Origin of the sequence: Gordonia sp. GONU, assembly GCF_024733855.1 — a bacterium.
GTDB classification, from domain to species: domain Bacteria; phylum Actinomycetota; class Actinomycetes; order Mycobacteriales; family Mycobacteriaceae; genus Gordonia; species Gordonia amicalis.
Genome location: NZ_JANRHB010000056.1, coordinates 1 through 13,229 on the forward strand (window position 1 = coordinate 1; position 13,229 = coordinate 13,229).

The window sequence follows — 13,229 nt, forward strand, 5'->3', positions numbered from 1 at the left end:
GTTCAACGTCGACCACCACCACCGTGGACTGGCATTGTTCACTCCGCAATCAGTCCACGACGGCAGCTGGCGGAGGCACCACAGCGTGCGCGCCTCAACACTCAACACCTACTACGAGCACAATCCCGACCGGTTCCGCCGTCGTCGTCCCAGCGTGCACCGCCCGCGCAGTCGCGTCGGCATCAACCTGCACCACGAGCACAACCAGATCGCACTAAACACGAACTAGTGACTCAACACAGGTTGACACCCACCGATGCCGGGACAAAACGCAACCTGATCGGAAAGGCCGGTAGCCGTAACCCCTCTCGGCCGTATCGAGGTCAGCTCGCCGGGTGGTTTCGACGCGGCTCCTCGCTGCGCTCGGTGCCGGCTCAACCACCGGAGGGACCCCTCGCTGCGCTCGGTGCCGGCTCAACCACCGGAGGGACCCCTCGCTGCGCTCGGTGCCGGCTCAACCAACGAGACATGGCTCCGGACAGGGGGACGCCTACCCGCTCGTTGAGCCGGTAGCGAGCGCCAGCGAGCCACCGCGTCGAAACGAGCAACCACCCCACAGACCTCAACCAACGGAGGGGCCGGTGCCGGTTCAACCAGCGGGACATGGCACCGGGCAGGGGGACGCCTACCCGCTCGTTGAGCCGGTAGCGAGCGCCAGCGAGCCACCGCGTCGAAACGAGCAACCACCCCACAGACCTCAACCAGCGGGGAGTCAGTCCATCACATCGCGGACACGGGTGTTCTCGTGTCCGGCGAGGAGCGCCTGGTTCGAGTTCTTCATGTGCCGCTGCCAGTGGGCGGCGGCCTCGGCGCCGTCGCCGGCGCGGACGAGGTCGACGAGCTTCTGATACGAGCGGATGAGCTTGGTGTACTGCGACCGCGGCATCGGACCGTCATGGATGGTGCTGGCGATGTGCCGCTCGGCGATCTCGTTGAGCATGCCCGCGATCATCGCCATGGCCGAGTTGCCGGACAACTCGATCATCCGGCGATGGAACCAGACCGACGCCTGGGCCATGGTGCCGTTCTCGTAGGCGTCTTTCAGCTCGTTGTCGATGATCGACTGTAGTTCGTCGAACGCCTTGGTGTCGCCGGTGTCCGCGAGCATCTCCGCGGCCGCCGGCTCGATGACCTCGCGGGCGCGCATGACCTCGGCCAGCGACGTCCCCGACAGTTCGAGCAGGAGGCCCGCCGGACGCGCCACGATCTCGGGGCCGGGGATGCGGATCCGGGCGCCGGTACGGGAGCCACGACGCACCTCGACGAGACGCTCGGACTCGAGGACGCGGACCGCCTCACGCAACGTCGGGCGGCTGACCTGGAAGTGGGCCATCAGATCGGCTTCGTGGGGAAGGAAGTCACCCTCGTTCAGCTGGCCGTCGACGATCATCCGGCGCAGGGTGCGCGCCACCAGTTCCGCGGTCTTGGGGGACCGGATCGCACCGGAGGTGGTCGTGGGGACCATCATGGGAGCCAGGTTGACAGGCTTGGTCATGGGCACCTTCCTCTCGCGTCACCAGGACGCTCCCTGATGTGAGCGCGATGGCCGAACCGAATCTGAAACACTGGCCGATCTGATACACCCAGTTGTCAAACTCAGTGATACAAGTCGATTCTACCCAACAGTAGCGAGGTGGTCGCGCGCAAAACCGATCGCGGCGCCGGTGAAGCGTGCCCGGGCTCGACGACCGACGAGGAAGCCCGGACACGACAGGAACCCGACATCGGGCAGATCCGTGCGTTTGCCGAGCATTTCGGACGCCTGTGCGGTGTCCCCGCAGATCGCGATCGACCACAGCATCTCGTCGGAGACATGGTCGCCGATGGTGGTGGGCGACTCACGGAAGGCGTGACGGATGGCTGCGACCTCATCCTGCCACCCGTGGAGTTCGACGAGAGGGTCGTAGGTCTTGACGGTGAGATAGAAGGCGATCTGGCGGCGCGCGGCAGCGATCGCGGCTTCGGGATCCTCGTCGTCGACCGCGGTGATGACCCATCCCCAGCGGGTGATCTCGTCCACCGCCCGCCCCGAGTCGGCGGCGCCCACCGCGAGTTCGGGTGCGACGGCCTCCGACCACCAGCGATCGGTGAAGATGCCGTGCCCGAGGATGCCGTCGGCGTCCCGGCCGACCGTCCGCACCATGTACTTGTTGAACGCGCCGATGAGAATCGGGACGTCGAGCGGACCGAAGACGGGGGCGCGCACATCGGCGTCGATCGAATAGAAGCGACCGTCGAACGTGATGCGCTCACCGTTCTCGGCCGTGAGGAACGCGCGGATCGCCTGGATCAGCTCCGACATCCGCGGCGCGGCGTGGCTGGAATCGACGCCGAACCAGTCACGATTCATACGGAAGCTGCCCGCCCCCAGTCCGAGGAAGACGCGTTCAGGAGCAAGACGATGAAGGTGCCGCACCGCCGAGGCATGGACGAACGGAGACCTCGCGAACGCGTAGGCGATGCCCGGACCGACGACGGCCGACGACGTGCCGAGCGCCATCTCGGTGGAGGTGACATAGGCGTCGACGTGGGCGAACTCTCCGGTGCAGAAAGCGATCGCGCCGGTGGCTTCGGCGGCCCGTGCCTGTTCGGCACCCGGCCAGGGCAGACCCCACTGCATCGCAACCTCCATACATCGCTGGATCGGAACGGTCGACGACCGACCACTTCCGCAAGTGTAAGCAGGATAACTTAGTAATACATGTAAAGTCCCAGATGCGTTCGGTCCGACCGATCGCTGTCGGCAGTTCGAGTAGAGGCGAGGAGACCATGGACGTCGGAAGCTTTGAGACGGTGGAGGTGACGCTGTCCGACCACGTCCTGACGATCACTCTCAACCGACCGCAGGCGCTCAACTCGTTCAACCGGGCGATGCTCGACGAGTTCACGCGGCTCTGGGCTTTTGCGGCAACCGAGGACGACGTCCACGTCATCGTGTTGCGGGCCAACGGCGACCGCGCCTTCTCGACCGGCGTCGACGTGAAAGAGGGCTACCAGCTCCACGAGAATCCCTTCAGCCGAACCGATCCCGGCGCGCATCTGTCGCCCAAGCTCAATCACTGCTGGAAACCGCTGATCTGCGCGGTCCATGGGATGGTCGCCGGCGGCGCGCTGTACTGGCTCAACGAGGCCGACGTCATCATCGCCGCCGACGACGCCCAGTTCTTCGATCCCCATGTCTCCTACGGCCTGGTCGCAGCTCTCGAGCCGATCGGACTGGTCCGGCGTATCCCGATCGGCGAAGTGCTGCGCATGACGTTGCTCGGCCTGGACGAGCGGATGTCGGCGCGCCGGGCCCTCGAGATCGGTTTCGTGACCGAAGTACTGCCGCGCGAGCAACTCTGGGACCGGGCCGCGCAGCTTGCCGCCCGCATCGCCGCCAAACCGCCGGTGGCCATCCAGGGCTCGGTCCGGGCCATCTGGGAGTCCCTGGACTCGACCCGGTCCCATGCCCTGGCGACCGGCTTGTCGTACACCGACATCGGCAACCCGATCTCCACCCAGCAGGTCACGCGAAGCGAGGTACGTCATGACGGTTTCGATGTCCGCTGAACCCGGGGCCGGGGAAGAATCGGCGGAGGATTTCCGTAGCCGGGTGCGCGAGTTCATCGCCGCCCATGCGCCGGACATCCCGCCGCGTGCCGGGGTGCGCAGCGCGGACGACGCGGCGGAACTCGAACTCCTGAAGACCTGGACGGCCGAGCTCTACGGAGCCGGTCTGGCCGGCGCCGACTGGCCGACGGAATACGGTGGACGCGAGGACTATTCGCCGCGTCGCGACATCATCGTGGGGGAGGAGCTCGCCCGAGCCGGGGTGCCCGGCGCACCGAGTGCCGGCACGCTGGTCGCGCACGCGCTTCTCGGGCACGGGTCGGACGACCAGCGTCGTCGGCACCTCCCGGCGATCCGATCCGGCCGCGAGCTGTGGTGTCAGCTGTTCAGTGAGCCCGGCGCGGGCAGCGACCTCGCGTCGCTGCGCACCCGCGCCACCAAGGTCGACGGCGGGTACCGGATCAGCGGACAGAAGGTCTGGACCACCGACGGCCATTGGGCCGACTTCGGATACCTGTTGGCGCGGTCGGATCCCGATGCCCCCAAACACAAGGGGATCACCGCGTTCGTCCTCGACATGTCGACGCCCGGAGTCACCGTGCGTCCGCTCCGCGAGATCACCGGCACCTCCGACTTCAACGAGGTGTTCTTCGACGACGTCTTCGTCCCCGAGGACGCGGTCATCGGCACCGAGGGCAACGGCTGGCGCATCGCGTCGGAGACCCTGAGCCGGGAACGGACCAACGTCGGCGCGATCGTCGTCCGGCTGGAACTCACACTGGCCGCGATCACCGAACTCGCACGCACCGTGACGATCGATGGCGCACCGGCGATCTCGGACGGCGCCGTCCGGGAGCAGCTCGGCGCCTTCACGGCCGAGGTGACCGCACTGGCGGCGCTCACCACCGACAACATCGACCGTTGGCTGTCCGGCGCCGAACGCATCCACGACGCCGCCATGGGCAAACTGATGTTCTCCGAACTCAACCTCGCGATGGCCGAGTTCGCACTCGACCTGTGCGGCACACCCGGCCTCGAACTCACCCCGGACATGCACCGGTGGCAGGACGAGTGGCTCTACGCGCGTGCGTTCACCATCGCCGGCGGCACGTCGGAGATCATGCGCACGATGATCGCCGAGCGCGGGCTGGGGATGCCCCGCTCCTGACGCCTGACGGACCTTTACGGAATTCGGCGGGTCAGGAGACCAGCGCCCGACGCCGGTCCCGCACGCCGCCGTCGATGTTCCCGTTCACCTTGATGCGTCGTAGGTACAGGTGGAGGTCGTGCTCCCAGGTGAAGCCGATCCCACCGTGCACCTGCTGGGCGAGTCCCGCAACGGAGTTCGCGGCGTCGGCCGCGTAGGCCACCGCGGCATCGACCGGCCGGCGACGATCCGAAGCCTCCGACAGCGCGAGCGAATCCACGGCTGCACCGAGAGTCGCCTGCGCCGCGGAGACCCGGACGGCCATCGTCGCGCAATGGTGCTTGACCGCCTGGAACGAGCCGATCACCGCACCGAATTGCTCACGCTGTCCGGCATATTCGACCGTGCGGGTCAGCAGTTCCTCGGCGGCACCGACGGAGTCGACGGCGCGGTGGACCGCGATGGCGTCCCGGTACCGCGACGCCGTCCCGACAGGGAGGGCCACGCGCTCTGCGGCATCGACGTCGAGTCGTGCCCGAGCCCATGGCCGGGTGAGGTCCAGGGTGGCGAACGTCTCGACCGTCCGCCGGGAGGCGCTGGCGGGAAGGACGAACAGCGCATCGTCGTCGCTCAGCGCCACGAGATCGCGATCAGCCGGGTCCGGCAGGACGACGAAAGGTGCGCTGATCGCCGCGATCCGGTCACCGTGCAGCGACTGACCGTACGGTGACGTCACCACCGTGACGACGCGGTCACCGGACGCGTGGGCGTCAGCGAGGTCGGCGCGACCCGCGAGTTCGAGCAGCCACGCACCGAGGGCGAGGTCCGCGACCGGCAGCGAACTCGCGGCCCGACCGTGTTCGGCGGTCAGGACCGCGAGGTCGGCATGGGTGCCGCCCGCATCGGCGGTGAGGATCGAGGCGAGACCCGACTCGCGTATGTGGGTCAAGGCACGGGGATCGACGGACGCCAGCCCTTCCGGGACCCCCTCTCGTCCGGACTGGGACCGCAGATGGTCGATCGGATCGTGCTTGCCGAGCCATGCCCGTTCCGACTCGGCGAGTTCCCGCTGCTCCGCGGTGATCATCGGATCAAACCTCCCATACTTCTACGCTCACCTAGTAAACTATGTAATCTACCTGTGCGGCCACAGTACGCGGTACCTCGCAGGCTTTCCGCAGAACCACACCACACGGGGCACCCGACCACCGGGCACCCAGCCACAGGCCACACGGACAAAACAGGCCCAGACAGGACTCGCTCGATGACATCGAAGAACCAGACGGCGGGGATTCCGCATTCGCTGAACCGTCTGTGGGACGCCCCGGACGACGCCCGGATGGTGCACAGCGACGGCGAATGGTTCACCTGGGGACAGATGCGCGCACTCGTCGAAGGCATCGAGAAGAGTCTCGCCGACGCCGGGCTCGGCACGGATGCCCGGGTTGCCACCGTTCTCGGCAACCGGCTCGAGTCGATCGCCGCCCTGATCGCGGTGATCCGCACCGAGCGCACACTGGTCACGCTGAGCCCCCTTCAGCCGCCGACCCGCCTGGCCGCCGACCTCCGGCAGAGCGATCCGGCCGCCGTCCTGGCGGCGCCCCGGTACTGGGATGAGCCCGAGTTCGTAGCCGCAGCAGTCGATTCCGAAGCATGGGGCTTCAGCATAGATATCGACGCGCCCGTCACGACGCGACTCACCGGGACCCCTTCGGCATCGGAACCTCCACAACGCGGTGTGGCGATCGAGATGCGTACGTCCGGGACCACCGGCGAACCGAAGCGGATCCCGCTGAGCTACAAGCAGATCAACGCATCGCTCCATTCGGCGGTGGCACACGCCGGTGTGACGATCACCGAGGCACCACCCTTCACCGGGCAGCCGGCACTGATCACGCTGCCCATCGTGCACATCGGCGGAATGTTCGCGATGCTCCAGGGGTTGGTCCAGGCCCGGCCACTGGCGATCCTCGAGCGCTTCACGATCGACGGGTGGCGGGCCGCCATCCGCGAACACCGGCCCATCGTGGCCGGTCTGCCCGGCGCGGCGATCGGCACCGTCCTCGACGCCGACGTCCCGCCGGAGGACCTGTCGAGCCTGCGCGCCCTCAACGCGGGCACGAGCCCCGTCGACCCCGCGCTCGTCGACGAGTTCGTCGAGAAGTACGGCATCGCGATCCTGATCGTCTACGGCGCCACCGAATTCTCCGGTGCGGTCGCCGGCTGGACGATCAAGGACTTCCGGAAGTCGTGGGAGGCCAAGAAGGGGAGTGTCGGGCGTCCGTTCCCGGGCGTGGAGCTCAGCGTCGTCGACGGAGACGGTTCGCCCGTACCCACCGGGACCACGGGGCTTCTGCGCGTGCGGTCACATCAGTCCGGGCACGATTCGGAATGGCTGACGACCAGCGACCTCGCCCACATCGACGACGACGGGTTCCTCTACATCGACGGTCGCGCCGACGACGTGATCATCCGCGGTGGCTTCAAGGTGTCTCCCGACGTGGTCGCCCGTGCGCTGAAGTCGCACGACAGCGTCGCCGATGCAGCGGTGGCCGGTGTTCCCGACCCTCGGCTCGGCGCGGTCCCGGTCGCCGGGGTCGAGGTCCGACGCGGCGAGCGTCGGCCCAGTGGGTCCGAACTCCGCGACCATTGCCGGACCCAGCTCACGCCGTACGAGGTACCGGTCGCGGTCCACGTCTTCGACGAGCTGCCGCGATCCGCGTCCCTCAAGGTCGACCGGCGCCGGCTGCTCGAACTCTTCGCATCCACCGCCGCCGAATCCACCGTTCCCGAATCTCCCGGGAGGAACGGTGATCTCGCACCCGACCCGACCGCCCGAGACCTACAGTCTTCGGTGGGAAAGGACTAGACGATGACAGACTCAACCGACACCGGTACCGCCCGCACAGCCGGCACCGGCCGCGTCGCCGGGAAGGTCGCGCTGGTGACCGGGGCCGCCCGCGGACAGGGCAAGAGCCACGCGATCCGGCTCGCCGAAGAGGGTGCCGACATCATCCTCTTCGACCTGTGCCGCGACATCGAGACCAACGGCTATCCGCTGGCCACCCCGCGCGACCTGGAGGAGGCCGCACTCGAAGTCGAGAAGACCGGTCGCCGCGCCCTCGCCACCGAGGTCGACGTCCGTGACCGGGGCGCGCTCGACGCCGCGATCGCGACAGCGGTCGCCGAGTTCGGTCATCTCGACGTGGTCGTCGCCAACGCCGGCATCTGCCCGCTCGGCGACGGACCCGTCGAGGCATTCGCCGACGCCTTCGACGTCGACCTCGTGGGGGCGACCAACACGATCCACGCGAGCCTGCCGCATCTGACCGCCGGCGCATCGGTCATCGCGACCGGCTCGGTCGCCGCTCTCCTCGCCGCCGGTTCCCAGGGCGGCCCGTCCGGTGCCGGTGGGGAGGGCTACGTACTCGCCAAGGAGATGCTCACCACCTACATCCACCGGCTCGCGAAGGTCCTCGCCCCGAAGTCGATACGCGCCAACATCATCCATCCGACCAACGTCAACACCCCGATGCTGCAGAGCGGACCGATGTACCGGCAGTTCCGTCCCGATCTCACCGACCCGGGACCCGACGACGTCACCGCGGCATTCGCGTCGATGCAGTCCATGCCCGACGTCCCGTGGATAGAACCCGCGGATGTCAGCGACGCAGTCGTCTATCTGGCGTCGTCCGAATCCCGCTACATCACCGGCCTCGACCTCACGATCGACGCCGGCGCGACCCTGGGCCGAGGAGGCCACCGATGACGACAACCGAGAAGCCGGACACCTACGGCAAGATCACCGACGAGGACATCGAACGGGCCAAGGCGCAGATCGGGATCCCGGTCAAGCAGCGCGACATCCCGTGGAACAAGCTGCCGCAGGCCGATTCGATCAGTCACTTCGCCTTCGGCTGCGGCGATGACAACCCGCTGTTCCACGATCCCGAGTACGGCCGGACCACGCGCTGGCACGGACAGATCGCGCCGCCGACCTATCCGATCACCACCGGACTCGACCAGACCCCAGCATTCGCCGACGAGGAGCGGAAGAAGCTGTTCCGCGGTCTCTTCCGGGGGACGGGTAAGTACTACTCGGGTGTGAAATGGACGTGGTATCAACCCATCTACGCGGGTAACCCGGTCTACTCCGAGGTGTACACCCTCGATGTCCAGGTCAAGCAGAGTTCGTTCTCCGGAGGCCGGTCGGTGAAAGAGACCTACCGACACCTCTACGTCGACGCGGCAGGGCGTCCCGTCGCCACCCGCGACGAGTCCTACATCAATGCCGAGCGCAGTGGTTCCAAGAAGGCAGGCAAACTCCGCGACGTCGAACGCAAGCGCTGGACCCCCGAGGAACTCGAGGAGGTCGAGGCCGCTTACGAGGCCGAGGTGCGTCAGGGCGCGGATCCGAACTGGTGGGAGAGCATCGAGGTCGGCGCCGAACTCCCCAGCGTGATGAAGGGTCCACTCGGCGTCGTCGACATCATCAGCATGCACATGGGCTGGGGCTGGGGCGGATACGGTATCGGCCCGCTCAAGTACGCACACCAGGCACGCAAGCGCATGCCGGCCTTCTACGAGCCGGACGAGTACGGGATGCCCGAGGTCGTCCAGCGGCTGCACTGGGATTCGGCACGGGCACAGGAGCTGGGCATCCCGGCGGCGTACGACTACGGCCAGATGCGTGCGGCCTGGGTGAGCCACCTGCTGACCAACTGGATCGGTGACGACGGCTGGATCGTCGACATGAATCTCACGATGCGGGGCTTCAACTACCACGGCGACACCCACCTGTGCACCGGACGTGTTCTCGAGAAGGGCTCGACCCCCCGGGATCCGATCACCATCGAGGTCGCCGCGACCAGCCAGCGCGGAGAGTCCACCACCCAGGGGACCGCAAAGGTACTCTTGCCTTCTCAGTCGATCGGCGCAGTGGTCCTGCCCGAGCCGGACGAGGATCTCCGTGCGCGAGGCGCACAGGTCGTCAGCCGGCTCGGTGGCAAGGTCGGGGAAGCACTGCGCCGCAACGGTCTGGCATGACGGTCGTGCGTTAGCACCGGGCCCCGGGGGAGGTCGGCAGGTTGTCGAAGCAGATGCCGCGGAAAGTGCCGCGGCAGGAGCGATCTCAGCGGATGGTCGCCCGGATCCTCGACTCCTGCGCAAGCCTGCTCATCGAACGCGGCTATGACGGGGTCTCCACCCATCGGATCGCCCAGGAAGCCGAGATCAGTCCGGGAAGCCTCTACCAGTACTTCCCGAACAAGGACGCCATCGTCGCCCTGACGGTCGAACGGATGATCCAGAAGATCGCCACCGAACTCCTCGCTGCACTCGAGGTCGGCACCGACGCCCCGCCCGAGGAGCAGATCGCCTCCGTGGTCGACGCAGCGCTGACCGCCGCGGAACAGAACCGCGAACTCGTACGCGTCCTCGTTGAGCAGATGCCGAGACTCGGTGGCTCCACCGAGATCCGACGGGTCGAGCAGCATGCCGGCGAGATGATCGCCCAGTATCTGCTCACCGGTCCGGCGACCGCGGATCCGGACCGGCCACCCACTTTGGTCTGGATGGCATTTCAGGCAGTTCAGCAACTCAGCGTCCGGTACGTTCTCGATCAGCCCGACATACCTCGGGTGGAGTTCGTGACCGAATTGTCTCGTCTGCTGGTCACACTGGTTGCGCCGACGTCGTAGATCGCGCGCCCGCCGTGCTGATCGATCGTCTGATTTCAGCAAACTGATAACGACAGTTGTCTAACTAGGTATTCTCCGTTGATCAGCGCAATGTGATGCGCGGCACCGTGGGGGTAGGGAGTTCGAATGGCCATAGCGTCCGGTCCGCAGCGCGGCTCAGAGCCCGCTGCCGGCGAGATCGGGCCCGCCAAGGACAGCGACGCCGTCGGCGAGATCGGGGACTGGGGAAGCGGCTACGTCCAGCGGCATCCCAAGGCGTCACTCGAGACAGTCGGTGAGCAGTTCGTCCTCGGGGTGCGCTCGATTCAGTGGTTGTTCGCCGACATCGCGACCCGGAGGTTCCCGTACCGGGAGTTCGTCGAGCAGGCCGCGTTCATGGCACGGACCGCGGTGCTCCCGACGCTCCTCGTGGCCATCCCGATCGGCGTGACCCTCTCGATCCAGTTCGCGTTGCTCGCCGGCCAGGTCGGCGCGACCTCGCTCGCCGGCGCCGCGAGTGGACTGACCGTAATCCGCCAGGGCGCACCGCTCGTCGCCGCGATCCTCATGGCCGCTGCCGTCGGCTCGGCCATCTGCGCCGACCTCGGTTCACGACAGATCCGCGAGGAGATCGATGCCATGGAGGTGATGGGCGTCCAGGTGGTGCGCCGTCTGGTCTCGCCCCGACTGGCCGCCGGGATCGTTGTGTCCCTTGCACTCACCGGTCTCACGTGCTTCGTCGGCTTCTTCGCCGGATACCTCTACAACACCTTCGTCCAGGACGGCACACCCGGGAGCTTCGTCTCGACCTTCGCCTCGTTCGCCACCGTGGGCGACTTCATCCTCACGATGATCAAAGCAGTGGTGTTCGGTGCGATCGTGACCATCGTCGGATGCCAGAAAGGACTGTCCGCCAAGGGCGGTCCGGCCGGCGTGGCCAACGCGGTCAACGCATCGGTGGTGGCCTCGATCCTGCTGCTCATGATCGTCAACGTCGTCTTCACCCAGGTCTACGAGCTGGCGTTCCCGCGGCAGGGGTTCTGATGACGGTCGCACGGTATTACCCGCCGGGTGTCGGGCCGGTCCTGGCGAGCCTGCGCCGCCTCGGAGGTCCGATCACCCAGGTCGGGCACATGATCACCTTCTTCCTGCGGGCGGTCATCAGCATCCCGACGATGCTGCTGCACTACAAACGCGAGTTCGCCCGCGTGCTCTCGGATGTCACGTGGGGCAACGGTTCGATCGTGGTCGGCGGCGGCACGGCCGGGGTGATCATCGTGCTCGGTGCCACCGCCGGTGCGATCGTCGGCATCGAGGGGTACAGCGCCCTGGAACTGCTCGGCATGGGGCCCGCCACCGGATTCATCTCGTCCTTCGCGTCGACCCGCGAGCTGGCCCCGATCATGGCCGCGCTCGCGTTCGCCGCCCAGGCCGGGTGCCGCTTCACCGCACAGCTCGGCGCCATGCGGATCTCCGAGGAGATCGACGCCATGGAGTCCATCGCGATACGACCCATCCCGTACCTGGTGACGACACGGCTCATGGCGTCCGTCGTGGCCGTCATCCCGCTCTACATCGTGTGCCTCGGGGTGAACTACCTCGTGTGCCAGCTGGTCGTGAGTCTTTCGGGCGCCGGGTCGTCGGGTACCTATCTGCACTACTTCACCCTCGTCCTCAGCGGCACCGACATCGCCTATTCGATCCTCAAAGCAGTTGTCTTCGTGTCGCTCACGACGACCATCCAGTGCTACTACGGCTTCTACGCCTCGGGCGGTCCGCAGGGCGTCGGAGTCGCGGCGGGCCGGGCGATGCGCACTGCGATCACCGTGATGATCATCGTCAACATGCTGCTGACCATGGCGTTGTGGGGCGTCAACGCCGGCGCGAGGTTCGGAGGCTGACATGCAGTTCCCCTTCGAAGCCGAACGCCGCCTCGGCAATCAGCACCTCTTCTGGCGCGGACTGGCCACGATCATCGTGGCCGCGATCGTCGTCGGCGTCCTGATCGCCAAGTCCAACGGCGACCTCGACGAACACGTCGAGGTGAAGGCCATGCTCGAAGAGGTCGGTGACGGCCTGCCCACCCGCTCGGACGTGAAGTACCGCGGCGTTCTCGTGGGAGCGGTCAACGACGTCACCCCGGCCATCGACGGCGGCACCAACGTCGTCGACATCGACCTGAAGCCCCAGTACGCCACCGGGATCCCGTCAACGGTCACGGCACGGGTCGTGCCGGGCAACGTCTTCGCCGTGTCGTCGATCCAGCTGATCGACAACGGCCCGGCACCGCACATCACCGACGGCGCGGAGATCTCCCAGGACGACAGCGAGGCGACCATCCAGTTCCAGACCGCACTGACCAAACTGCGCGACATCGTCGGTGCCATGAGCCGGTCCCGGTCGGATTCGACGATCGGCGTGATCACCGCTCTCGCCGAGGCCACCGACCGGCGCGGCGACGACCTCGTCACGGCCGGGCGACAACTCGAACAGATCGTGACCGAGACCAACGCCCTCATGGAACCCGGTGACGGTCCGTCGACGATCCGCGCGTTCAACGAGGCGGTCCGGGGACTCGACCAGTCCGCCCCGGACCTGCTCGACGCCGTGCACAGCTCGGTGGTACCGATGCGCACCGTCGCCGAGAAGGAGATGGCGCTGACCGGCTTCCTGGCCGCCGGCTCGACGACACTCGGCACCGCGACGACGGCGATGGACAACAACACCGCCCGGCGGATTCTAGGGGTCCTCGCAACACCGGTTGGTTAGACGGGTACAAGTAAATCACGCAGACGCTCGGCTGGGGTTCTCCAGTCGAGCGTTTTGCGTGGTCGACTGTTGAGTCGTTGGGC

At 67.0% G+C, this 13,229-nt stretch carries 12 protein-coding genes and 1 pseudogene; 10 read left to right on the top strand and 3 right to left on the bottom strand.

Annotation, left to right across the window (positions count from 1 at the left end; all coding sequences use genetic code 11):
* Window positions 1–229: pseudogene (locus tag NWF34_RS24670) on the top strand (hypothetical protein); the annotation flags it as partial.
* A 483-nt stretch (window positions 230–712) separates the two neighbouring features.
* Here the strand turns inward: NWF34_RS24670 and NWF34_RS24675 are convergent.
* Window positions 713–1,495, bottom strand: coding sequence for a FadR/GntR family transcriptional regulator (locus NWF34_RS24675; protein WP_258326359.1), 783 nt, complete (start codon window positions 1,493–1,495; stop codon window positions 713–715).
* Window positions 1,496–1,615: 120 nt separating this feature from the next.
* Entirely contained in the window at window positions 1,616–2,620 is a 1,005-nt protein-coding gene (locus NWF34_RS24680) for an LLM class flavin-dependent oxidoreductase (RefSeq protein WP_258326360.1), read from the bottom strand.
* Window positions 2,621–2,769: 149 nt separating this feature from the next.
* Between NWF34_RS24680 and NWF34_RS24685 the strand changes: the two genes are divergently transcribed.
* Both NWF34_RS24685 and NWF34_RS24690 read left to right on the top strand, forming a co-directional pair.
* The gene (locus NWF34_RS24685; protein ID WP_258326361.1) at window positions 2,770–3,552 is read left to right on the top strand and encodes an enoyl-CoA hydratase/isomerase family protein; all 783 of its coding nucleotides are present in this window, start codon (window positions 2,770–2,772) and stop codon (window positions 3,550–3,552) included.
* Complete coding sequence (locus tag NWF34_RS24690; protein ID WP_258326362.1) at window positions 3,542–4,720, top strand: acyl-CoA dehydrogenase family protein; 1,179 nt, start codon at window positions 3,542–3,544, stop codon at window positions 4,718–4,720. The genes NWF34_RS24685 and NWF34_RS24690 overlap by 11 nt, the downstream gene beginning before the upstream one ends.
* A gap of 31 nt (window positions 4,721–4,751) precedes the next feature.
* Here NWF34_RS24690 and NWF34_RS24695 read toward each other — a convergent pair whose 3' ends face one another.
* A complete protein-coding gene (locus NWF34_RS24695; protein ID WP_258326363.1) occupies window positions 4,752–5,786 on the bottom strand; it encodes an acyl-CoA dehydrogenase family protein in 1,035 nt (344 codons plus the stop codon).
* 177 nt (window positions 5,787–5,963) lie between these two features.
* Between NWF34_RS24695 and NWF34_RS24700 the strand changes: the two genes are divergently transcribed.
* The 7 genes from NWF34_RS24700 to NWF34_RS24730 all read left to right on the top strand — a co-directional run bounded on the left by NWF34_RS24700 (window position 5,964) and on the right by NWF34_RS24730 (window position 13,146).
* Window positions 5,964–7,568 carry a class I adenylate-forming enzyme family protein gene (locus NWF34_RS24700; protein ID WP_258326364.1) on the top strand — a complete coding sequence of 535 codons (1,605 nt, stop codon included), beginning with the start codon at window positions 5,964–5,966 and terminating at the stop codon, window positions 7,566–7,568.
* Window positions 7,569–7,571: 3 nt separating this feature from the next.
* A complete protein-coding gene (locus NWF34_RS24705) occupies window positions 7,572–8,468 on the top strand; it encodes a mycofactocin-coupled SDR family oxidoreductase (protein WP_258326365.1) in 897 nt (298 codons plus the stop codon).
* Window positions 8,465–9,745, top strand: coding sequence for a MaoC family dehydratase N-terminal domain-containing protein (locus NWF34_RS24710; RefSeq protein WP_258326366.1), 1,281 nt, complete (start codon window positions 8,465–8,467; stop codon window positions 9,743–9,745). The genes NWF34_RS24705 and NWF34_RS24710 overlap by 4 nt, the downstream gene beginning before the upstream one ends.
* A gap of 53 nt (window positions 9,746–9,798) precedes the next feature.
* Window positions 9,799–10,398 (top strand): TetR/AcrR family transcriptional regulator, encoded by a 600-nt coding sequence (locus tag NWF34_RS24715; RefSeq protein ID WP_258326367.1) that lies wholly within the window; start codon window positions 9,799–9,801, stop codon window positions 10,396–10,398.
* Between the two features lie 126 nt (window positions 10,399–10,524).
* The gene (locus NWF34_RS24720) at window positions 10,525–11,421 is read left to right on the top strand and encodes an ABC transporter permease (RefSeq protein ID WP_258326368.1); all 897 of its coding nucleotides are present in this window, start codon (window positions 10,525–10,527) and stop codon (window positions 11,419–11,421) included.
* Window positions 11,421–12,278 (top strand): ABC transporter permease, encoded by an 858-nt coding sequence (locus NWF34_RS24725; RefSeq protein ID WP_258326369.1) that lies wholly within the window; start codon window positions 11,421–11,423, stop codon window positions 12,276–12,278. The genes NWF34_RS24720 and NWF34_RS24725 overlap by 1 nt, the downstream gene beginning before the upstream one ends.
* 1 nt (window position 12,279) lies before the next feature.
* On the top strand, window positions 12,280–13,146 hold the full coding sequence (locus tag NWF34_RS24730; protein ID WP_258326370.1) for an MlaD family protein: 867 nt from the start codon (window positions 12,280–12,282) through the stop codon (window positions 13,144–13,146).
* The last annotated feature ends 83 nt before the right edge of the window (window positions 13,147–13,229 follow it).